Origin of the sequence: Prosthecobacter sp. (assembly GCF_044227185.1) — a bacterium.
GTDB lineage: Bacteria > Verrucomicrobiota > Verrucomicrobiia > Verrucomicrobiales > Verrucomicrobiaceae > Prosthecobacter.
The window spans coordinates 74677-97482 of the sequence record NZ_JBGAFO010000001.1 but is presented as its reverse complement, the minus strand read 5'-3'; the positions used below and the strand labels follow the sequence as shown (position 1 = coordinate 97482).

17 protein-coding genes are annotated in these 22806 nt (G+C 61.6%); 11 read left to right on the top strand and 6 right to left on the bottom strand.

Going from position 1 to position 22806, the window contains the following annotated elements:
- Window positions 1-39: 39 nt before the first annotated feature.
- Both ACILSQ_RS00380 and ACILSQ_RS00375 read left to right on the top strand, forming a co-directional pair.
- On the top strand, window positions 40-2229 hold the full coding sequence (locus ACILSQ_RS00380; protein WP_395741579.1) for a DUF1549 domain-containing protein: 2190 nt from the start codon (window positions 40-42) through the stop codon (window positions 2227-2229).
- Window positions 2230-3035: 806 nt separating this feature from the next.
- A complete protein-coding gene (locus ACILSQ_RS00375; protein ID WP_395741578.1) occupies window positions 3036-4418 on the top strand; it encodes a WD40 repeat domain-containing protein in 1383 nt (460 codons plus the stop codon).
- On the opposite strand, the gene ACILSQ_RS00370 is transcribed toward ACILSQ_RS00375, so the two are convergent.
- Complete coding sequence (locus ACILSQ_RS00370) at window positions 4356-4724, bottom strand: hypothetical protein (protein ID WP_395741577.1); 369 nt, start codon at window positions 4722-4724, stop codon at window positions 4356-4358. The genes ACILSQ_RS00375 and ACILSQ_RS00370 overlap by 63 nt on opposite strands.
- A gap of 222 nt (window positions 4725-4946) precedes the next feature.
- Here ACILSQ_RS00370 and ACILSQ_RS00365 point away from each other — a divergent pair, with 222 nt between their 5' ends.
- Complete coding sequence (locus tag ACILSQ_RS00365) at window positions 4947-5624, top strand: DUF1080 domain-containing protein (RefSeq protein WP_395741576.1); 678 nt, start codon at window positions 4947-4949, stop codon at window positions 5622-5624.
- Between the two features lie 66 nt (window positions 5625-5690).
- Here ACILSQ_RS00365 and ACILSQ_RS00360 read toward each other — a convergent pair whose 3' ends face one another.
- Together ACILSQ_RS00360 and ACILSQ_RS00355 are read right to left on the bottom strand one after the other, a co-directional pair.
- A complete protein-coding gene (locus ACILSQ_RS00360) occupies window positions 5691-7589 on the bottom strand; it encodes an ABC-F family ATP-binding cassette domain-containing protein (RefSeq protein ID WP_395741575.1) in 1899 nt (632 codons plus the stop codon).
- A gap of 117 nt (window positions 7590-7706) precedes the next feature.
- A complete protein-coding gene (locus ACILSQ_RS00355) occupies window positions 7707-8999 on the bottom strand; it encodes a hypothetical protein (protein ID WP_395742387.1) in 1293 nt (430 codons plus the stop codon).
- Between the two features lie 132 nt (window positions 9000-9131).
- Between ACILSQ_RS00355 and ACILSQ_RS00350 the strand changes: the two genes are divergently transcribed.
- Together ACILSQ_RS00350 and ACILSQ_RS00345 are read left to right on the top strand one after the other, a co-directional pair.
- Window positions 9132-9350: a type II toxin-antitoxin system HicB family antitoxin gene (locus ACILSQ_RS00350; protein WP_395741574.1), complete on the top strand. Its 219-nt coding sequence runs from the start codon at window positions 9132-9134 to the stop codon at window positions 9348-9350.
- Window positions 9347-9532 (top strand): type II toxin-antitoxin system HicA family toxin, encoded by a 186-nt coding sequence (locus tag ACILSQ_RS00345; RefSeq protein ID WP_395741573.1) that lies wholly within the window; start codon window positions 9347-9349, stop codon window positions 9530-9532. The genes ACILSQ_RS00350 and ACILSQ_RS00345 overlap by 4 nt, the downstream gene beginning before the upstream one ends.
- A 143-nt stretch (window positions 9533-9675) precedes the next feature.
- On the opposite strand, the gene ACILSQ_RS00340 is transcribed toward ACILSQ_RS00345, so the two are convergent.
- The gene (locus tag ACILSQ_RS00340; RefSeq protein WP_395741572.1) at window positions 9676-10431 is read right to left on the bottom strand and encodes a glycerophosphodiester phosphodiesterase; all 756 of its coding nucleotides are present in this window, start codon (window positions 10429-10431) and stop codon (window positions 9676-9678) included.
- Window positions 10432-10510: 79 nt separating this feature from the next.
- On the opposite strand from ACILSQ_RS00340, the gene ACILSQ_RS00335 reads away from it, so the two are divergent.
- Window positions 10511-11896 (top strand): alkaline phosphatase family protein, encoded by a 1386-nt coding sequence (locus tag ACILSQ_RS00335; RefSeq protein ID WP_395741571.1) that lies wholly within the window; start codon window positions 10511-10513, stop codon window positions 11894-11896.
- A gap of 318 nt (window positions 11897-12214) precedes the next feature.
- The gene (locus tag ACILSQ_RS00330) at window positions 12215-14782 is read left to right on the top strand and encodes a DUF1592 domain-containing protein (RefSeq protein WP_395741570.1); all 2568 of its coding nucleotides are present in this window, start codon (window positions 12215-12217) and stop codon (window positions 14780-14782) included.
- On the opposite strand, the gene ACILSQ_RS00325 is transcribed toward ACILSQ_RS00330, so the two are convergent.
- Window positions 14783-15193: a hypothetical protein gene (locus ACILSQ_RS00325; protein ID WP_395741569.1), complete on the bottom strand. Its 411-nt coding sequence runs from the start codon at window positions 15191-15193 to the stop codon at window positions 14783-14785.
- Window positions 15174-15380: a hypothetical protein gene (locus ACILSQ_RS00320; protein ID WP_395741568.1), complete on the bottom strand. Its 207-nt coding sequence runs from the start codon at window positions 15378-15380 to the stop codon at window positions 15174-15176. Before ACILSQ_RS00320 ends, ACILSQ_RS00325 begins: the two co-directional genes overlap by 20 nt.
- Before the next feature lie 343 nt (window positions 15381-15723).
- Between ACILSQ_RS00320 and ACILSQ_RS00315 the strand changes: the two genes are divergently transcribed.
- The 4 genes from ACILSQ_RS00315 (at window position 15724) to ACILSQ_RS00300 (ending at window position 22806) form a co-directional block, all read left to right on the top strand.
- Window positions 15724-17022 carry a DUF1552 domain-containing protein gene (locus ACILSQ_RS00315; protein WP_395741567.1) on the top strand — a complete coding sequence of 433 codons (1299 nt, stop codon included), beginning with the start codon at window positions 15724-15726 and terminating at the stop codon, window positions 17020-17022.
- Window positions 17023-17277: 255 nt separating this feature from the next.
- Window positions 17278-19179 (top strand): histidine kinase, encoded by a 1902-nt coding sequence (locus ACILSQ_RS00310; protein ID WP_395741566.1) that lies wholly within the window; start codon window positions 17278-17280, stop codon window positions 19177-19179.
- A complete protein-coding gene (locus ACILSQ_RS00305) occupies window positions 19176-19808 on the top strand; it encodes a response regulator (RefSeq protein ID WP_395741565.1) in 633 nt (210 codons plus the stop codon). Before ACILSQ_RS00310 ends, ACILSQ_RS00305 begins: the two co-directional genes overlap by 4 nt.
- Window positions 19809-19863: 55 nt before the next feature.
- Window positions 19864-22806, top strand: a complete 2943-nt coding sequence (locus ACILSQ_RS00300) for a DUF1553 domain-containing protein (protein ID WP_395741564.1) — start codon at window positions 19864-19866, stop codon at window positions 22804-22806.

The window sequence follows — 22806 nt, the reverse complement described above, 5'->3', positions numbered from 1 at the left end:
CTGGTTCTGATTCCTCTGCCAAAAAATTCCCCTGCCAAAATGAAAACCTTTCTTCTCGCCCTGCTATTCCCTCTAGCAGCCACAGCCGAAGCCCCCAGCTTCCGCCGCGACGTCATGCCCATCCTCTTCCGCTCCGGCTGCAACCAGGGCACCTGCCACGGCTCCGCCCGCGGCAAGGACGGCTTCATGCTCTCCCTCTTCGGCTACGATGCGAAGGGTGACTACTACCGCATCACCCAGGAAATGGTCGGCCGCCGTGTCAATCTCGCCGCCCCTGAGCAAAGCCTCCTTCTCCTCAAAGCCACCGGCAAAGTCCCTCACACCGGCGGCGAGCTCTTCAAGCCCGATACCAAATACTACCAGACCCTGTTAAATTGGATCGCCGCCGGTGCCCCCGATGACGCCGAGTCCGTTCCTCAGCCCGTGGAAATCACCCTCGCCCCCGAGCGCATCGTTTTCGAAGGCGGCAAAGGCACGCAAAAGACCACCGTCACCGCCCGCTACTCCGACGGCTCCAGGCGCGACGTCACCGATCTCGCCCTCTTCGCCTCCAACAACCCCTCCACCGCCAAGATCGACAAAAACGGCGTCGTCACCTCCACCGGCCGTGGCGACACCCACGTCTTCGCCCGCTTCAACCGCTTCACCATCGGCTCCGAAGTCATCGTCCTTCCGCAGGACAAAAACTACCAATGGACGAATCCCGTCGCGAACAACTACATCGACGCAATCATCCACGACCGCCTGCAAAAGCTCCGGCTCCTTCCCTCGGACGTTTGCGACGATGCCACCTTTCTCCGCCGCGTCTTCATCGACCTCAGCGGCTCATTGCCCTCCACCAAGGACTACCGCGACTTCATGGCGGACACCTCCAGGGACAAACGCACCGTCCTCATCGACCGCCTGCTCAGCAGCGACGGCTTCACCGACCTGTGGACCGATCTCTGGGCCGAAATGCTCCGCGTCAAAGGCGGCGGCTACGCCCCCACCGCCACCGATGTCAAAGCTGCCGACGTCTATTACGAGTGGATTCACGATCAGATCGCGCAGAACCGCCCGCTCAATGAATTCGTGGCCGATCAAATCACCGGCACCGGCAGCAACCTCAACAGCGGCCCCGCCAATCTCTACACCATGCTCGTCCATGATGTGAAGGTCACCCCCAAAAACCTCGCCGCCGATTTCTCCCAGCTCTTCACCGGCGTGCGCATCCAGTGCGCCGAATGCCACAACCATCCCTTCGACCGCTGGACCATGGACGACTACTACGGCTGGGTCAGCTTCTTCACCGGCATCCAGCGCAAGCTCGGCGTCGAGCCCCGCGAGTTCTATGTCTTCAATGACCTCTCCGCCGCCCCCGCCAGGCACCTCGTCGATGAGCGCCCCATGCTCCCCACCGTGCTCGGCGGCGAAAGCAGCGTGCCGAAGGGCAAAGACCCCCGCCAGGCCCTTGCCGCCTGGCTCACCTCGCCCAAGAACGAGCTCTTCACCCGCAACCTCGCCAACCGCATCTGGGCCCACTTCATGGGCCGTGGCCTTGTCGAGCCTCTCGATGACATGCGCGTGAGCAATCCCCCCACCAACGGCCCCTTGCTTGATGCCCTCGCTCAGCACCTCGGCGACTCCGGCTTCAATCTCCGCGCCTTCATTCGCGACATCACCACCTCGCGCACCTACCAGCTCTCTGCGCAGCCCAACAAGACCAACGCCGACGACACCCGCCAGTTCTCCCGCGCCCAGCTCCGTCGCCTGCGTGCCGATGTCCTGCTGGATGCCATCGTCAAAGCCACCGATGGCGAACGCGGGTTCGTCTATTTCCCCAAAGGCACCAAGGCCGTCCAGCACTACCCCCGCACCCCCGGAGACACCACGAATGCCAACACCGGAGATCCCTTCTTCGAAACCTTCGGCCGTGCTGGCCGCGCCAGCGTTTGTGTGTGCGATACCAAGTTTGAGCCCACCCTCTCCCAAACCCTCCACATGGTCGCCGGAGACACCGTGCAGAATCAGGTCGGCGCAGGGCAGGTCATCGAAAAACATCTGAAGGCAGGCACGCCCCCCGAGACCATCATCGAAGACCTCTACCTCCGTGCCGTCAGCCGCAAGCCCACCCCCGAAGAACTCAAGGCCCTCCTCGAACTCGTCGGCAGCGACACCCGCGACCGCAAGCCCTACCAGGACATCTTCTGGAGCCTCCTCAACTCCACCGAGTTCATCTTCAATCATTGATCCATGCGCGCAGCGTTCAGCCCGTTTCAAAAGCATATCCCGGCTGCATCGCACTGCATGCTCGGGGCGGCGCATGCGCCATCTGCATTCACCGGCAGTGTACACAAAAAGCCCCTCCGCCCGTCGCACCAGCACGGCCGGGCTGATGGCAGGTGGAGTGAAAGAAGCAGGGGTGGCGAGTCGCTGGCACGGCTTCTACCACGAGCCAATGAAAACAGGTCGATTCCCTTGTCGCCTCAAACGCCCCGCCCGGCACCTGCCCTAATAAAAGGGCTTCAGATTCGACCCAGGACACAGCGAGGCACGAGAACGAGCAGGTCCTGGGTCCCCCCTGATGGCAGTTGGAATGAAGGACGCAAGGGTGGCAAGCCTCTGGCCCGTCCTCTACCACGAGATATTGAAAACAGGTTTGTTCTCTTTTCACCTCAAACGCCTCGCCCGGCACCTGCCCCAAAGGGGCAGAGGATTCAGCCCAGGGCGCAGCGAGGCACGAGCAAGCCCTGGGTCACAGCCCCGTCAAATCCGGAAGCAAACCCAGCGCCCCCTTCGCACGCCGCGCTCACCAGCAGCGTTCTCCCGTCCCTCCGCCACAGACGGCTCCGCATCTCCCCAAACTCAAGCCCTCGGCTGAATCGACCTTCCCCTCCGGACATCAATCCCTCTCCGATTCCTCTGCCAATAAATTCCCCTGCCAAAGAAACCACCACCTCTCTTCCGCTCACCCACCCTCCACTCACCTCTGAGCAAACAAAGGTCAGGCCCCTCCGCTCCCCATTCCCTTGCTCTCTCATTCCTTTGCAAAGATCATGCGCCTCCTTCTCCTCCTCACCGCTCTAATCACCACCGCCTCAGTCGGTGCCGCAGATCCCGTCATCACCTACGACGAGCACATCAAGCCCATCTTCCGTGAGCACTGCCTCAAATGCCACGGCGACGACGAACAAAAGGCCGACCTCAATCTCGCCAATTTCACCGCCGTCCTCAAAGGCGGCAGCGGCGACAAGGCCGTCATCGCCGGCCGCGCCAGCCAAAGCCTCCTCTTTACCGCCATCACCGCCGAGGACGATGCCGAGCGCATGCCGCCCAAAAAAGCCGCCATTCCCGCCCCGCAGATCGAGCTCATCCGCCAGTGGATCCAGGGCGGCCTCCGCGAATCCTCCGCCAGCAAATCCCTCGTCGCCGAACGCGACACCACCTTCACCCCCACCACCGAAATCAAACTCGACGGCCCCCCTCCCATGCCCGAGTCGCTTCCTCCCTTCACGCCCCCCACGCTGAAGCGCCCGCTCCCCGTCATCGCCATGGCCGCCAGCCCCCGCGCCCCTCTCATCGCCGTCGCCGGTCATGAGCACGTGCGCCTGCTCGATGCCACCACACAGAATGACATCGGTACCCTCGCCTTCCCGGAGGGCCAGCCCAATGTCATCCGCTTCAGCGCAGATGGCCGCGTCCTCATGGTCGCCGGTGGCAAACCCGTCCAGTCCGGCAGCGTCGTCCTCTTTGAGGTCAAAACCGGCAAACGCCTCACCACCATCGGCGATGAAACCGACGCCGTCCTCGCCGCAGACCTCAGCCCCGATCAGCAGCTCGTCGCCCTCGGCGGCTCCGGCAAGGTCGTCAAAATCTACGGCACCGCCGATGGCAAACTCCGCCACAAGCTCACCAAGCACACCGACTGGATCACCGCCCTCGCCTTCAGCCCGGACGGCAAAAAGCTCGCCAGTTCAGACAGGGCGGGGGGGATCCATCTCTGGGACGCCACCGGCGGCGGCATCCTCCTCTCCCTCTCCGAGCACAAGGCCTCCGTTCGCGCCCTCGCCTGGCGCAGCGACAGCAAAATGCTCGCCAGCGGCGGCGAAGACGGCCTCCTCATCTGGTGGGACGCCAAGGACGGCTGGCCCGCCATTACCAAAACGAATGCCCATCCCCCGGCGCGCCCGCAGGGCTTCTACGGCAAGATTCCCAATGGCGTGCTCGCCCTCGCCTTCGGACCCAAAGGCGAGCTCCTCAGCGCCGGGCGCGACAATCACGTTCGTCTTTGGAACACCAGCGGCGGCGCAGTAAGAGCGTTCCCTTCCGAGAACGCTCTTCCAATTCAGACCAGCATCACCTTCGATGGGAAGGGATTATTTGCCGGAGGTGCGGACGGTGTCGTACGTCGATACCTGGCGGCTGGTGGAGGGATATAGAAGCACTCTCTGCGGCACCGCCACGGTGCCGTGGTCCCAGCTGTTGCCCACGTTGTTGGGATCATCTTCCCACGTGAAGTTTTCACCGTAGTTGATCGTGGGCTGGGGCCACACGCTGTAGCCATTCCCGTAGCCGCCACCATGGCCGCCAAAGCTTGGCGCTCCGTTGAAGTTGCTGCTGTAGTACCTGCCACCCAGAGAGACGGGCTTGTAGCCACCACCGCTCCAGCTCCAGTCATGACCACAGGAGGTGAGGGACAAGGCGGCAAAAACCGAGAGGAGGACCAGGGAGTGGGCGGATTTCATGGAGCTGAGGTGGTGATAGACGGACGATTTATTTTATGGAGAATTGGCCAAGCCGCAAAAAAAAGCAATCCTATAATCCAAGCTCCGGCTATCCCTGATGTCCCGGCGGCCCGCTCCGGCCTCAATGAACGCCCCAAAACCAGCGCCGCCCCCGCTGTCCGCCGCCCCTCTTCCTGCTGAAATTTGGAATCTTCCCATGCCGCCCGGCGTTATCCCTCCCCCATGAAAAGCACGCTCCTCGCCCTTCTCGCCACCGCCTCCCTCTCCCTGGCAGCCGATCATCCCGACACCACCGGCTGGAAAGACCTCTTCGCCCCCGACCTCTCCAACACCGTCGCCCCTGGCAAGTGGGAGTACAAGGACGGCATCCTCGTCGCCAGGGACCACGACACCCTCTGGACCAAGGATTCCTACGGCGACTTCATCCTCGACCTCGAGTTCAAGGTCGAAAAGGAATCCAACAGCGGCGTCTTCCTCCGCTCCGGCAACATCAAGGACACCCTCGCCGCCCTCGAAATCCAGGTCCACGAGTCGGCGGACGCCAGCAAGTACGGCATGGTCGCCGCCATCTATGACGCCATGCCCCCCAGCAAGAGCATGGCCAAGCATGACGCCATGCCCCCCAGCAAGAGCATGGCCAAGCCCGTCGGCGAGTGGAATCACTTCACCATCACCTGCAAAGGCCCCATGATCAGCGTCGTCTTCAACGGCGAAGAAGTCATCAACGCCAACCTCGACAACTGGCCCAATGTCGGCCAGAACCCCGACGGCACCCCCAACAAGTTCAAAAAAGCCCTCAAAGACTTCGCCCGCTCCGGCCCCATCGGCCTCCAGGGCCTCCACGGCAAAGCCCAGGCCCCTGTCTATTACCGCAACCTCAAGATCAAGGTGCTCGAATAGCTCCGCCTCAAGCCCGACAGCCTGTTTCGATCGAGCCCAGAGTTTGCAAAAACTCTGGGCTTCTTTTTACCCCCCGCACGCTGCCTTGATCTCCTCCAGCTCCGCCCACCGCGCAAACTTCCCCTCCAGCTCCGCCTTCTTCGCCTCCAGCTTCGCGATGTAGTCATTCGTCCCGGCCCCCAGTTTCACAAACGTCTCCGGGTTGCTCAGCTCCGCCTCCATCGCCGCGATCTCTCCCTCCAGCGTCGCCATCGCCGCCTCCACCTCCGCCAGCTCACGCTGCTCCTTCTGCGACATCTTCTTCGGCTTCGTATTGTTCACCGCTGCCGGCTTCTCCTTCTTCACCGGCGCCTGCACCATCGCCAGCTCCGCCGCAGCCTTCGCCGCACGCTTCTCCTGGTAGTAGCTGTAGTTCCCCGCGCATTCATGGATGCGCCCCTGTCCCTCAAACGCGATCAGCCGGTCGCACACCCGATCAAGAAAGTACCGGTCATGGCTCACCACCAGCACGCATCCTTTGAAGGATAAGATCGCCTCCTCCAACACCCGCATCGTCTGCAGGTCCAGATCATTCGTCGGTTCATCCAAAATGAGAAAGTTCCCGCCACGTCGCAGGATCTTCGCCAGCAGCACCCGGCTCTGCTCACCACCGCTCAGCTCCTTCACCCGCATCGTCGCGCGCTCATCGCTGAAAAGAAACCGCCGCAGGTACGTCCGCACGTGCAGCTTCTCCGGGCCAAACTGCACAAAGTCAGAGTTCGGCCCCGCCACCTCCTCCATCACGCTCTTCTCCGGGTCCAGCAGCAGCCGCTGCTGATCCACATAGTTAAACACCGTCCGCTTGCCGATCGTGACCTTCCCCTCGTTCGGCTCCTGCTCGCCCATCAGAATGCGCAGCAGCGTCGTCTTGCCCAGCCCGTTGCGGCCGATGATCCCCGTGCACGTCCCTGCCTCAAAGCTCAGATTCAGATGGCTGAACAACCACCGGTCATTGATGTGCGCACCAATCTCCACCGCATCAATCACCGTGTTAGCCAGCGGCGCCGCCGGCGGAATAATCAAATCCATCACCAGCTCCTCCTCCGGCGCATCCATCGCCGCCACACGCGCATACTCATCCAGTCGCGATCTCTGCTTCGTCCGCCGTGCGCTCACACCGGCCCGCACAAATTCCAGCTCATGCCGCAGAAAACTCTGCCGCCGCCGCTCCGAGTTCGCCTCCACACTCTCGCGGATCGCCTTGCTCTCCAGAAAGTCGCTGTAGTTCCCCGGGTGGCTGTAGATCCGGCTGTCATCGATCTCGATGATCCGCGTCGCCACTCGGTCTAGGAAATACCGGTCATGCGTCACAAACAGCACCGCCCCGGTAAACTCCCGCAGGAAAATCTCCAGCCACTCGATCGACTCCGCATCCAGATGGTTCGTCGGCTCATCCAGCAGCAGCAGGTCCGGCTGCGCCACCAGCGCACGCGCCAGTGCCACACGCCTCTTCTCACCACCCGAGAGCCCTTTCACAATACGGTCCGCCGCAGGCACCCCCAGCTCATTCATCGCCGTGCTGATCCGCGTCTCCACCCCCCACCCGTCGTGAAGCTGGATCTGGTGCAGCAGCTCAGCCTCCTGGTCCCCCTTGTAGTCGCCGTTTTCATACCGCGCCACCATCTCCAGCAGCGCCGCAGCCCCAGAGCGCACGTTCTCCATCACGCTCGCCTCCTCATCCAGCGTAAACTCCTGCGCCAGATGGCTCACAATAATGCCATTCCTCCGCGAGATCGTCCCGCTGTCCGGCTTCTCCGTCCCCTCCAGGATGCGCATCAGGCTCGTCTTCCCGCATCCATTGCGTCCCACCAGCCCCAGCTTCTCCCCTTCATGGATGCTCATCGTCGCATCAATAAACACCTGCTGCAGCCCAAATTGCAGGCGCAGGTCTTTGGCAGAAATAACAGCAGGAGTGATCGGAGACATAATTGGGGGCCGTTGAGATAGCACGATCTCCCACTCACCGCGAAAGATTACCTTCGTCCGCGGAATATTCCGCTCTGCATTTTTCGGCCTCCAACTTCGGCCTCCAACTTCGGCCGCCTACGGTTTGTCGGTGGGCGCTTCTGCGCTCTTCTTGAACAGACCCTTCAGTTCAGGCATTTTCAGCTCCACATCAGGGATCTTCTTCTTCAGCTCCTGCAGGAAGGACTGCGTCGCATCCACCTGCTTCTGCAGCTTCTTCAGGGCATCCGATTTCTCCGACTGGTTCTTGATGAACGACCAGGCGAGGTCCGCCATCATTCGGTGGTCCAACAAAAAGGGCTCCAGACTGGCAGGGTTGTCACGCAGCCGCTTCACTCGTGCCGCAATTTTCTCTGCCAGCCATTCATAGTCCGTGCCCTTCAGAGCCTTCGCAAAGGATTCATCCGCCGCCGCATAGTCCTTGCCCGCAATCTCGCGCTCCCCAGTCAGATAAATCACCACCGGATTGTCGGGCCACGCACGGCTTGCAGAGGCAAGGCAGCGGTCCGCATCAGACCACCTTTGCTCCTTCAAGAAGTAGCACGCCAGCAGCAGGTGCACCCCGCATTTCTTCATGGGGTCCAGTTGCACCTCCGGACTGCTGGAAAGGCGGTCTGCCACTTCAAATTCGGTAAACGCCAGCTGACCATAGCCTTGCCCCAAATAAGCCACCCCTCGCAGGACATGGTACGTAGCCTGGAGCTCCGCCGTTTTGATCGCGCCTTCCGGAATGGCTTCAATCTCATAAAACGCAGAATTGAAGTCCATGCCCAGCGACATCAGCAGGACCATCAGCACCCGCAGGTCCACCGGCGGTGACTCAGCAAACTTCTTCAATTCAACACTCACATTCTTCCAGTTCAGTTCGCCCGAGGCCAGGCGTTGCGGACCAACGTAAGACTCAATGAACTCCGCCGCCCTCTTGGCTCCATCTTGTACAGATTGAGGCAGCAGCTCCAGACGTCCTGCCGCAGCCTGATCCGCTGCCAGGGAAAGCCCGTGGAAAAACACCGTGAACGTCGCGGACTCGACCGCATAATACGTCTTCGCCCGCCATCCAGCCAGTCTTTCATTGCGCGCCACTTTCTCGATCACCAGCTCCGCTCGCAGTCCGGCATTCCGTGCCTCCGCTTCGCATTCGGCCACCAGCGCCGCATCCGCCGGCACCTTTAGTTTTCGCAATTGATCCATTGCGGCTGCGGCACTGCTGGCAGCAGCTTCGGCTGCCGCCTTGTCACAGTCCTTTACGCTTTGTTCGGCAGCCTCGGCGGCAGCATGGATCTCGCTTTTCAGCTGCGCCGCTGTCTTCTCCGGCTCCTTGGCGCAGGCAACAAACGCAATCATGGCGATCAATGAGGACAGGGAACGCATGAACGGAGGATGCAGGTAAACTTCCCTATGTCGATTCCAAAAGAACAGGCAAATTCACCGAAGGCTTTGCCTCCCAGCATCCAAACGGAGTTCCGGCATTGAATTGTCCCGCCTGAGCCGTTATTCTTTCCCATGAGCTTCACCGCCGTTTATGAACCTGCCCCCGAAGGTGGCTTCACCTGCTGGGTGGAGGAAATTCCTGCCGCCATCTCCGAGGGCGAAACCATCGAGGAAGCAGAAAGCAATCTCATGGAAGCTTTGAAGCTCGTGCTGGAATGCCAGCGCGAACTCTCCGACCAAACCCGCAGCCCCGGCAGTCTCAAACGCTCGCTCGAACTTGCCGCGGCATGAAGCTCGCCGATCTAGAGCGGCATCTGCGTGGACATGGCTGTCAGCTGTATCGCGAAGGCGGCAGCCATTCCATCTGGTGGAATCCAGCCAACCGCAAGATCACCAGCGTCCCACGGCATCGCGAGGTCAAGGACAACACCGCTCGCGCCATCTGCAAGCAGTTGGAAGTGCCCGCTCCTTAGCCCTCACGGCTTCCCATTGCCTCCATCACCAGATCATCTGTGATGGTGCGGCATTCCCACGCACCCATCCTTTCAAATCAGATCATTCCCTTGCTCTCCATTCCCTTGCAAAAAAGAAACGCCTCCTTTTCACCCCAAGCCTCTCACTTCCCCAGCGCCTCCCTCACCATCACCGGATCATCCGTCGTGATCCCGTCCACCCCCAGCGCCGCAAACTTCTTCACATCCGCCGCCTTGTTCACCGTCCACACATACAGCTCAAAGCCCGCGTCGCGCACCTGCTTCACCATCGCCGCATCCCACGGGAAATCACTCGTTCCCAGGTCCAGCCCGTCCAGCTTGTCCGCCTTCGTATCCGCAATGAGCTGCGTCAGATCCGTCGGCTTCCTCTCCTTCGTCTTGCCAGAGGCCAGTCGGTAAACCTTCACCCACGGCATCGCCTTCTTCGACTCCGCCGCCGCCCCGCGATTAAACGCAATGATCGCCAGCTGCGCCGCGCGATCCTTCATCGGCTCCAAAATCCGCTTCAGCTCCGGCACGATCTCCGGCCCGCATTTCACCTCGATAAAAAACCGCTGCTTCCCCTTCGGCATCGTCGCCAGCGCCTGCTCCAGCGTCGGGATCTTCTCCTTCGCCCACTCCTTGCCCTTCCAAGATCCCGCGTCCAGCGCCGTCAGCTCCGCCTGTTTCGTCGTCGCCACATCCATCTTTGTGCCCGTCGTCCGCTTTGTATCCTTGTCATGGATCACCGCCGTCTTCCCGTCCGCGGTCAGGTACACATCCAGCTCACATGCATCCGTCTGGTTCTTCCACGCCAGCTCAAAGGATCCCAGCGTGTTCTCCGGTGCTCGCGCGGAAAACCCGCGATGAGCGACGATTTCGACAGCGTGTGCAGACATGGCGGTGAGGAGAAAAAAGACAGCAGACTTCATGAGGGAGAAAGCAAACGACACAAGCATCCGTAACCCTTCGCCCCAAATGAAATTTTGTTTCCTGCTCGTCATCAGCTTCATCATCGTCCGCACGCTGACTTCCTGCTCCAAGTCACCGTCCGCCGACCCCAAAGACCAGCACGTCATCCTCATCAGCCTCGATGGCTTCCCCGCCTGGCTCTGGAATGACGAATCCCTCCAGATCCCCAATCTGCGCAAGCTCGCCGCCGAAGGTGCCAGCACCAAGGCCATGACCGTCAGCAATCCCTCCATCACCTGGATCAATCACACCACCCTCGTCACCGGTGTCGAACCCCGCAAGCACGGCGTCCTTTTCAATGGCCTCCTCGTGCGCCAGGGGGACAACAAGCCCCCCAAGATCGAGCAGTGGGCAGATAAAACCAAGCTCGTCCATGTGCCCACCCTCTACGACGTCGCTCACGACGCCGGCCTCACCACTGCCGAGTCAGACTGGGTCGCCGTCACCAAGGCCAAGACCATCGACTGGAGCTTCGCCGAGCTCCCCGAAGCCGAAGGCAAAGTCGAAAAAGAAATGATCGCCGCCGGCGAGATCAAGCCCCAGGACATCACCTGGATGCAGCTCGGCCCCCAGCGCAAAAGCGTCACCTTCCTTGACAACATGTGGACCAAGGCCGCCATCCACATCTTCAAGACCCACAAGCCCAACCTGCTGCTCTACCACACCCTCAACACCGACTCCACCCACCACACCTACGGCCCCGGCTCCATGGCCAGCCACACCGCCCTCGCCTACGCCGACCGCCTCGTCGGCGACCTCGTCAAAGCCGTCGAAGACAGCGGCCTCCGCGACAGCACCACCTTCGTCATCGCCACCGACCACGGCTTCAAAAAAGTCACCAAGATCATCCTCCCCAATGTCGAGCTCAAGAAAGCCGGGCTCGCCCAGGGCATCGGTCCCTCCATCACCACCTGCGATGCCTACTCCATGACCCAGGGCGGCATGGCCTTCGTCTATGTCACCAATCCCGCCCGCAAGGCCGAGCTCCTGCCCAAGCTCAAAGACATGTTCTCCAAAGTCGAAGGCGTTGACCGCGTCATCGACGGCATAGAAGGCCACACCCTCGGCATGCCCACCCCTGAGGAAAACCAGGGCATGGGCGATCTCGTCCTCTACCCCAAACCCGGCTACGCCTTCAAAAACGATGCCGCAGGAGACGCCACCGTCACCCCCTCCGTCAACTACGCCGGCACCCACGGCTACTTCAACGGCGACCCCGAACTCGACGGCATCTTCATCGCCAGCGGCCGCGGCATCAAAAAAGGCGTCGTCCTAGATCGCATGGCCAATCTCGACGTCGCCCCCACCATCGCCAAACTCATGGGCCTCCAGCTCCCCAAGCCCGACGGCCGCGTCCTCGAAGAGATCCTGACCTCCACAGACAAGAAATAGCCCATAGCTTCCGCAGCACGCGCTAGCGTTTTGGAGTGCGCCGGTCCTCCGGCGCTTTCGCACGTCCCTGCAACCCTCCCACGCTCCACAGCCGCCTTCCAGCCGCTCATTGCTGGCAGCGCCGATGTCCACATCGGCTCCGGCCGCACGTCCCCACCAACTCCCCACGCCGTGCAGCGTCCTCACACCACACCTCGCTCATTCCCTGTTAATCATCCCCCGGGTGCATTTTAGATACATCCTGGTGCGGCTGGAGAAGGCACACCCTGACAGAAACACCCCCCGCGCTTTGTAAACTCTAGCGCCCCCATTCCCCCCATGTCTTCCCCTTGTCTCCGCAGCCGCAGAGCCCAGGCTCGTCCCACGCACCTTCTCTGCATGCTCACCGCCCTCGTTCTCACCATCGGCCTGGCACACGCCCAGACCACCCCTCCGCAGATCGAGCAGCGCTGCATCGAATGCCACGATAAGGACACCACCAAAGGCGGCCTCGACCTCACCTCGCTCACCTTCGATCTCGCCGACCCCGCCACCCGCGACCGCTGGATCCGCATCTACGACCGTGTCGAAAAAGGCGAGATGCCACCCAAGCCCGAAGACCTCCCGCAGCCCGAGCGCACAGCCCTCGTCCAGTCACTCGCCACCTCAATCACCACCGCCGATCACGCCGACATTCTCGCCCATGGTCGCGGCCCCCTCCGCCGCCTCAACCGCGACGAGTACGAGCAAAACCTCCGCGACATCCTCCAGCTTCCCGATCTCGACATCCGCGACATCCTCCCCGAGGACCGCGAAGGCCACCGCTTCAACAAAACCACCGACATGCTCGACATGTCTCGCGTCCAGCTCGTCGCCTACCTCGACGCCGCAGAGGCCGCGCTGCACGCCGCCGTGACCACCGAGCCCGCACCGCCCCCAGTGCAAAAATACCGCGCCGTCGGCACCGATCTCTTCCCCGGCACCGGCACCTTCGGCAATCGCGAGGCCATGTTCTTCACTCGCGACAGCAAAGCCACCGACCTCAAAGGCCATCACGACAAAAACGAAAAGCACAGCGCCCAGGATGAAACGCTCGAGATGGCGCTCTTCCGCTCCGCCAGCTGGCCCTACCTCGGCACCCCAAAACACTTCACCGCCAAGCGCACAGGAAACTACAAAGTCCGTTTCTCCGCCCGCGCAGTCCTTCAACAGCCCGGCTTCGTCATCACTCCGGCCACCAAGCCCCTGCCCATGACCTTCCGCACCCGCAAGCCCGCCGGTGTGGACATCATCAATGAGGTGCACGACTCCGGCGGCATCATCGACATCCAGCCTGAAAAGCGCGTCTATGAAACCACCGTCCGCCTCCGCGAAGGCGAGGCCATCGAGTACAGTCTCCTCGGCCTCCCCATGCCGCTGGCCATGAACCCCAACGGCTCCGCTCCCTCGTACCGCTACCCGCCGTTCCCAGAGGGCGGCCAGCCCGGCCTCGCCGTTCAGTGGCTCGAAATCGAAGGCCCCATCGAATCCCAAACTTGGCCCCCAGCCTCCCACCGCGTCCTCTTTGACGATCTCGGCATCGAGGTCAAACCCCAGGACCCTCAACAGGACGCCAAACGCCTCCTCCGCCGCTTCGTCAAACTCGCCGCACGCGAGCCCATCCCCGAAGAAGACCTGAAAAAGTTCGATGTCCTGATCCAGCAGCGCCTGTCCAAAAACGCCTCCTTCGCCGAGGCCATGCTCGCCGGTTACAAAGCCTTCCTCGCCTCCGGCGACTTCATCTACGTCCGCGAACCCATCCAGGCAGACGACCACTTCGCCATCGCCTCCCGCCTCTCCCACTTCCTCACCAACTCCCGCCCCGATGCGCAGCTCATGCAGCTCGCGCAAAACAAAAAGCTGCGCGATCCCCAGGTGCTCCGCGCGGAAACAGACCGCCTCATCGCCAGCGCAGGCTTTGACCGCTTCGTCAAAAACTTCACCGACTGCTGGCTCGGCCTCCGCCAGATCCGCCGCGACGATCCCGACATCCGCCTCTTCCCCGAGTATCGCTTCGACGAATACCTCGTCGAAAGCATGGAGCGCGAGACCCGCACCTTCTTCACGTCGATGATCCGTGATAATCTGCCCGCCAGCGTGCTGGTGCAGTCAGACTTCATCTTCGCCAACGACCGCCTCGCCACCCACTACCAGCTTCCACCACTCATCGGCTCAGCCATGCGCAAGGTCACCCTGCCCAAAGACAGCCCGCATGGCGGACTGCTCACTCAGGCCGCCATTCTCAAAGTCAGCGCCAACGGCACCACCACCTCCCCCGTCGTTCGCGGCGCCTGGGTCATGGAGCGCCTCATCGGCCAGCCCCCTCCACCACCTCCCGCCAGCGTCCCCGCCGTCGAGCCTGACATCCGTGGCGCCAAAACCATCCGCGATCTCCTCGCCCTCCACACCAAATCCAAAACCTGCGCCGCCTGCCACGCCCGCTTCGATCCCGTCGGCCTCGCCCTGGAAAACTTCGACATCCTCGGCGGCTGGCGCACCCACTATCGCGGCCTGGAGGAAGGGAAACGCATCACCGGCATCGACCGCGCCGGACACAGCTTCAGCTACACCATCGCCTCCCCCGTGGACACCAATGGCAAACTCCTCGACGGCCGCACCTTCGCCAACATCAACGACCTCAAAACCCTCCTCGCCGCCAATCCCCGCCAGCTCGCCCGCAATCTCCTCCACCAGTTCACCCTCTACGCCACCGGCACCCCCGTCCGCTTCTCCGACCGCCCCCAAATCGAATCCCTCCTCAACGCCTGCGCCAAAAACAACTACCCCATCCGCGACCTCCTCCACGCCCTCATCCAAAGCCCCATCTTCCTCGGTTGCTGCTCAGATGCTGCCAGTCAGAATGAATAATCAGCCCGCCTTGCGCACCACTTGGAACTCTTTCCTGGAATTGAAAAAGCAGATGTCGAATTCCATGAAAAAATTTGTCTGCCCCAGCACGAGAGGCACGTGGTCTGAGTTGCACCATGCGAAAGCCTGCGTGATGCCGCTGAACTCGCCAAAATTAGCCGTCACCATCACTGGCATCGCCACCGCGCCACTCGGCACTCCAGCAACACGCAGGGTGGCCTTGTTCGCATTCCAAACCAATCCCAGCTTCAGGCCTGCCGACCATGGTAGAACGTTGACGTCCGCCCCGCTGTCCACCAAGGCGCTGAACTCCTCGGCCAAACTGCCACCTCTCAATGTAATCGGCAGCATGGGACGTTGCCTTGCATCGTATGGGAGCCGCATCGCTGATTCAATGCTGGTTGCTTTCAAGAACTCCCATCAAAGCCTCCGCTGCCCCCTCCTCAAACTGAGGCGACTGAAGCGCATAAGTTCGACCATGTTCCAGAGGCGCGACGCTGTCTTCGTTGTCAATATCGACCGCCAGATAGCGAATCAAACGAAGCTTGTCCGCTGCTGGCAGCAACAAGGCCGATGGCAGGATTTCGCTGAGAGTCATGGGCCGAGGTTAACCGTTCGAACATTCAAAGTCAAAGCTCCGATGAATCCTCCCTGCGTTGCCTATATTCTGTCGCGCCGCCACCCCTCGTGCCTGCTCCCCTCGCACACAACGGCGCGAGTCTGGCCGCCGCCATCTTTCGCCACGCTACTCCGCACTACACCAGCCCCAAAGGGGCTGCGTAATTCAGCCCAGGGGTGCCGAGCTTTAGCGAGTGCTCCCCTGGGTATGCCCCAACCCGACCGGGAAGCAAATCCACCACTCCGCCACACCCAACGGGTCCCAGCAGCGTCTGCAAAACGCCCCGCCACACCTCCTCCCGCGCGTTAACTCGCGAGTCTCCATGCACGTTCCCTACATCGCAAAATCCCTCTCCCGTCGCCGCTTTCTCCATAGCGCCGGAGTAACGCTTGCCCTGCCAATGCTGGAATGTCTTCACCCGGTGTTCGGCAAATCCGCACAGACAAAACCTCCCCAACGTCTCCTCATCATCTCCAACAACCTCGGCTTCCTCCCCAAACCCTTCTTCCCAAAGACCACCGGCCGCGACTACGAACTCTCGCCCACCCTCGCGCCCCTCGCCGAAGTCCGCAACGAGTTCACCCTCTTCAGCGGTCTCTCCCACCCCGACGTCAACGGCGGCCACAGCGCCGAAAACTGCTTCCTCACCGCCGCACGCGGCCCCACCAAGAGCGGCTTCCGCAATCAAATCTCCCTCGATCAATACATCGCCGAAAAACTCGGCCAGCAAACCCGCTACCCAGCACTCAACCTCGGCGTGAACATCGACAAGGCCAACCGCAGCCTCTCCTGGACACGCGATGGCGTCCTTCTCCCCGCCGAAGACAGCGCCCCCGCCCTCTTCCGCCGCATGTTCGTCCAGGGCGATCCCGCCGCCGTCAAAAAACAACTCCAGCAGCTCGACGAACGCGGCAGCATTCTCGACACCCTTCTCGATCAAACCAAACGCCTCAGCCGCGACCTCGGCAGCACCGATCGCGCCCGTCTTGATCAATACCTCACCTCCGTCCGCGAAGTCGAAGAACGCCTCCTCACCGCCCGGGAATGGGAGCTCAAACCCAAGCCCGTCGCCCCCCAGCCCGAGCCCGAAGACATCCGCGACAAAAAACTCATCTTCGAAAAGCTCGACCTCATGCTCTCCATGGCCCAGCTCGCCTTCGAGTCGGACTCCACCCGCATCGTCACCCTCATGGTCGATGCCTTCGCCACTCCCGCCTTTCATCTTCACGGCGATGAAAACACCACCGAAGGCTACCACGGCCTCAGTCATCACGGTCAGGCCGAGGAAAAAGTACGCCAGCTCGCCGAAGCCGACCTCGAGCAGATGCGCCTCTTCAAAAAGCTCATCCAAACCCTCGCCTCAAAAAAGGAAGACGACGCCCGCCTCCTCGACCGCACCATGGTCCTCTTCGGCAGCAACATGGGAGACGCCAACACCCACGACAACACCAACCTCCCCATCCTCCTCGCCGGCGGCGGTTTCAAACACGGCCAGCACCTCGCCTTCAAACGCGACACCAACCTCCCCCTCAGCAACCTCTTCATCTCCCTCCTCCACCGCCTCGGCGTCGAGTCCGACCAATTCGGCTCCAGCACTGGCACGCTCACTGGACTGACCTGACACAGTGATAACCTCCCCAGCGCCACCGCATGGAAGTACGATAGACACTCCCGTCTGTCGATCAGCGCTCCTCAATCCAGCACGCGGCTCTCCCTCTCCCCGCCCCTGACATACGACAACAATCCATATTTCGCTTCGGGGAGAGGGCTGGGGTGAGGGGCACACCATCCGCCTACGTCAGTCGATGTGCCGAGTTCCCCCTGTCCCGCCTTCACGTGCCTTGCACTCGTCCCATTGTCAGGAATGGTCCCTCTGTTGAAACCAGCCCTGCTCATCCTCGCATCCATCCTCGCTGCCGGTGCTCCATGGTCATGGCTGAACCCCCAGCTCTCCACCCTGGACCATCGCCAGCACGAGCTCCAGACTGCGCTGTCAAAACTTCCCGCCCTGCCCGCACCCCAGCCCCTGGAGCACGCCGGCTTCCACAGCGGCCTCGCCCCTCATGCCGACTCCGTCCGCTGGGTCCAGATCGACCTCGGTGCCGAGTACCCGCTCGACTCCGTCGTCGTCATCCCTGCCATGCTCGGCGTGGTGGAGGCCTACGGCTTCCCCAGTCGCTTCCGCATCGACGCCTCAAACGACCCCCTTTTTGCCGAATCCGACACACTATTCGACCATTTCTCCGGCAACAATCCACCCTCACCCGCGCCATGGTTCGTGGCAGGAAATGGAATCAAAGCACGCCACATCCGCTTCACCGCCACCACCCTCGCCGCCCAGCCCCACGGCACCCGCCGCTTCATCTTCTGCCTCGGCGAGCTCATGGTCTTCAGCGCCGGTCGCAACGTGGCCCTGCACGCCCAGGTCCTCGCCCCCAACTCCGTCGAAACCCTCCCCACCTGGTCCCCGCGTCATCTCGTCGATGGCGCTTACTCTCTAGGCCTTCCAGTGCATCCGGATGAAATCAATGGCAACGGCTGGCACAGCGGCATCTCCACCACCGCAGAGGCCACCAAATGGGTTCAGGTGGATCTGGGCGCCCCACGCTCCATCGACGAGATCCGCCTCATCCCCGCCCACCCCCGCGACTACCCCGAGCGTTCCGGCTTCGGCTTTCCCCGCCGCTTCAAAGTGGAAGCGGATGGCAAAGTGATATTCGACACCACCACCGCCGATTTCAGCAATCCCGCAGACACCCCCGTTGCCTTCCCGTGCCCCGGCCTGCGCTCTCAGACCATCCGCGTCACCGCCACGCATCTTTGGGAACGCAGCGGCGACTTCGTCTTCGCACTCGCAGAACTGCAGGCCTTTGATCACGGTCGCAACATCGCGCTCAGCTCCGCAGTCACGAGCTCCGACGACACCATCTCCGCATCCTGGACCCGCGCAGGCCTTATCGACGCACGCAGCAGCACCGGCGCGCTGGTGGATGAATCCACCTGGCTCGCAGCTCTCTCCCAGCGCCGTCAGATCACCGATGAGCTCACCACCTTGGAAACTCAGCGCACACAGGCGCTTGCCACTGCATACCAGCGCACCGCATGGCTTGGCGGCAGTGTCTTAGCCCTCACCATCCTCACTGCTTGGCTCGCATGGCTGCGTTCCCGCCGCTCTCGTCAGCAAGAAATGGAATCTCTGCGCCACCGCATCTCCCGCGACCTCCACGACGAAATCGGCAGCCACCTCGGCAGCATCCGCCTCATGTCAGAGCTGGCCTTGCGCGATGGACCCGCCTCCGACTCCCTTCAGGAAATCCATCGCCTCGCCGGAGAGGCCGCCGAGTCCATGCGCGGCATCATCTGGCTCGTTCGCGAGGGCGATCTTCCTCCGCTTTCCAGCCTTGTCGCCGCCATGCGTCAAAGTGCCTCCTCCTTGCTCAAAGACATCCACTGGCAGCTTGAGGCTCCCGACAGCACCGACCCCGCCACCGCTTCCCTCGAATTCCATCGCCAGGTCTTTCTCCTCTTCCGCGAGGCCGTGCACAACATCGCCCGTCATGCGAATGCCGCACAGGTGCGCATCCAGGTGAATTGGAAGGCAAAACACTTCCATCTTCGCATCGAGGACAACGGCTGCGGTTTCGATGCCGCCGCTGTCACCGCCGGAAACGGCCTGGCTAATCTCCACCACCGCGCCACCGTTCTTGGCGGCAGCCTGCACATCACCAGCACTCCCGGCAGCGGCACCTGCATCACCTTGGAGGCCGATTTCTCATGAGCACCCTTTGGATCGTCGAAGACCATGCTTCCTTCCGGCGCACCCTCGTGCGTCTCCTTGCCACCGAATCCGACCTGCAATGCACGCGCGACTTCGACTCCTGTGAAAAGCTCCTCGCCGCGCTCTCGGGATCAAATGCCCCCGACCTGATCCTCCTCGATGTCGGTCTGCCCGGCATGAGCGGCCTCGAAGGCATCCGCCTTATCAAGGAGCGCTCACCCAAGACCCTCGTCGTCATCCTTACCGTCTTTGAGGACGACGACAAAGTCTTCCAGGCCATCTGCGCCGGTGCTGCTGGCTACCTGCTCAAGACCGGCAGCGGCGCAGACATCACCCAGGCCGTGCGCGATGCCCTGGCTGGCGGCTCCCCCATGAATCCCCGCATCGCCCGCCGAGTGCTGGACATGTTTTCCAAACTCGCCCCCAAACAGCGCGACTACGGCCTCAGCGACCGCGAAAAGGAGATCCTGCAGCTCATGACCACCGGACTCATCAAAAAGGAAATCGCTGACAGATTGAGCCTCAGCGTGCACACCGTGGACACCTACCTGCGCCGCATCTACGAAAAGCTGGAGGTCAACACCCGCACCGGAGCCGTGGCCAAGGCGCTCAAGGAAGGGCTGGTCTGACTGTCCCGCGCTCGCGTGGCATGAAAAGCCCCCTCGTGCGTCGTATATCCTGCACATGCGTTTCTTTGCCCTCATCGTCATCTCAGCGGCCGTTCCGGCCAGCGCGGTCGATTTCGTGCGCGAGGTGCGGCCCATCTTTGAAAAGCACTGCTATGAATGTCATGGCAGCAAAAAGCAGAAGAACGACTACCGACTCGACATCAGATCTGTGGCCCTCACCGGTGGCGATGAGCATGCTCCAAACATCATTCCCGGCAAAAGCGCGCAAAGCCCTCTTTTCCACTTCATCAGCGGCGGGGATGAAAAGACCACCATGCCGCCGAAGGAAAAACTGAGCGGTGCAGAGATTGATCTGCTCAAACGCTGGATCGACGAAGGCGCGGTGTGGCCCGAGGGGGTGGATGTGGCCGAGGTGGAGAACCGCCTGGACTGGTGGAGTTTCAAGCCGTTCACCAAGATCACTTCTCCTGCATCCATCGACGACTTCATTCGTGCGAAACTCACCGAACACGGTTTTAAACCAGCTCCAGAGGCCGATGCGCGCACGCTGATTCGTCGCCTGTTTTTTGATCTCACCGGCCTGCCGCCTTCCCCCGAGGAGGTGAAACGGTATGAAGCGCTGCCCTATGAAAAGCTGGTGGATGATCTGCTGGCATCTCCGCGCTACGGCGAGCGCTGGGCACGTCATTGGCTCGATCTCGTGCACTACGGTGAAACCCATGGCTACGACAAGGACAAGCCGCGCCTGAATGCCTGGCCCTACCGCGACTACGTCATTCGTGCGCTGAACAACGACAAACCCTACGCCCGGTTCATCGAGGAGCAGATCGCCGGAGACGCGCTCTACCCCGGCACCACGGACGGTATCACCGCCCTGGGTTTCATTTCCGCCGGTCCCTGGGACCTCATCGGCCACGCCGAAGTTCCCGAGACCAAGCTGGATGGAAAAATCGCGCGCCATCTGGACCGGGATGACATGGTGCAGAACACCCTCGGCACCTTCTGCTCGCTCACCGTCGGCTGCGCGCAGTGTCACAATCACAAATTCGACCCCGTCACGCAGGAGGACTATTACTCCCTCCAGGCCGTCTTTGCCGCCATCGACCGCACAGAGGTGAATTATTATCCTGATGATGACTCCATGCGTCGTTTCATGGATCTGGACCGCAGGAGGCAGAAGGTTGTGGCAGACATCAAGGCGCTGGAAGAACCGCTCAAACAGAAAGCGGGTGAAGCCTATACCGCACTCTCCAAGCGCATCGACGGTGCTGCTGACAAAGCCTCCAGCGCCAATCCCAATGCGAAGCCCGATTTCGGCTATCACAGCGCCATCGTGAAGGAGCAGAACACGGTCAAGTGGGTGCAGGTGGACCTGGGCAGCAGCACCAACATTCAGCGCGTCGTCTTGAAGCCCTGCTATGACGACTTCGGCGGCATTGGGGCCGGTTTCGGCTTCCCCATCCGCTTCAAGGTCGAGGCCAGCGATGACCCTGAGTTCAAGACTGGAGTGACCCTCATCTGGCGCAAGCATGACGCCACCTTCATGAACGACTTTAAAAATCCCGGCCTCGCTCCCTTTGAAACGGGCACGGCGGAAGATGACGGTGCCAAAGGCAGGTATGTGCGCGTCACCGCCGTGAAGCTCGCCGAGCGCAAAGACGACTACATCTTTGCACTCTCGGAAATGGAGGTCTATGCCGAGAAAAACGGCCCCAATCTTGCCGCAGGAAAGCAGGTGACGGCATTGGACAGCATCGAGGCCGCACCGCGCTGGCGGAAGGCCAATCTCACCGATGGCATCGCCCCCGAAGCCCGGACCCAAGAGGACAAACAGCGGCTCATCCGTGAACGCGATGTCCTGATGCTCTCGCAGGCGGACACTGCGACACGCCATCAGTTGCAGGAACTGCGCACCCAGCGCGCGGCCATTGATTCCGAGATCGCCAAGCTGCCCAAGCCCGGCAAGGTGTATGCAGGTGCCATTCATACCGGCACAGGGGCTTTCCGAGGCACCGGCAATGAAGGGGGAAAGCCCCGCGTCATCCAGGTGCTCAAACGTGGCGACATCAAGCAACCCGCCAAGGAGGTTGGGCCGCAAAGCATCACCGCGCTCAGTGGGGCTTTTCATGATGCCTATCAGATGGCAGGAGAAGGCGAATCCGCACGCCGTGCGGCATTGGCGGCCTGGATCAGCAGCAACAACAACGTGCTCACCTGGCGCAGTATCGTGAATCGCGTGTGGCAGCATCATTTCGGCCGCGGCCTTGTGGACACCGCAAACGACTTCGGGCGCATGGGCGGCAGCCCCAGCCACCCGGAGTTGCTCGACTGGCTCGCCGTCATCTTCCGCGATGATTTTGGCGGCAGTCTCAAAAAGCTGCACAAGCTCATCGTCATGAGCGCGACCTACCGCCAGTCCTCGGACAAGTCCGAACCATCCGATGCCGGCAACGTTTTCCTCTCCCACCAAAACCGCCGCAAGCTGGACGCTGAATCCATCCGGGACAGCATTCTCGCCGTCAGCGGCAAACTCGATCTCACCATGGGCGGTCCCAGCTTTCAGGACTTCGTCATCGAAAAGCCGCAGCACAGCCCGCATTACGAATACCAGCTCCACGATCCCGAAGACCCTAAATCCTGGCGCCGCAGCATCTACCGCTTCATCGTTCGCAGCCAGCAGCAGCCCTTCATGACCGTGCTGGATTGCGCGGACCCCTCCATGCGTGTGGAGAAGCGCAACGAATCCCTCAGCCCGCTGCAGGCCCTCGCCATGATGAACAACGGCCTCACCGTCGCCATGGCCAAGCACTTCGCCGCGCGCGTCACTCAGGAAGGGCAGGGGCTGGAGGCACAAACACGGCGCGCATTTGAACTCGCACTGTCACGTCGCCCCACCACCGAGGAATTTGCGCCGCTCCTTGAGTACGCCACACGCGAAGGTTTGGAAAACACCTGCCGCGTCATTTTGAACCTGAACGAGTTCAGCTTTGTGGACTGA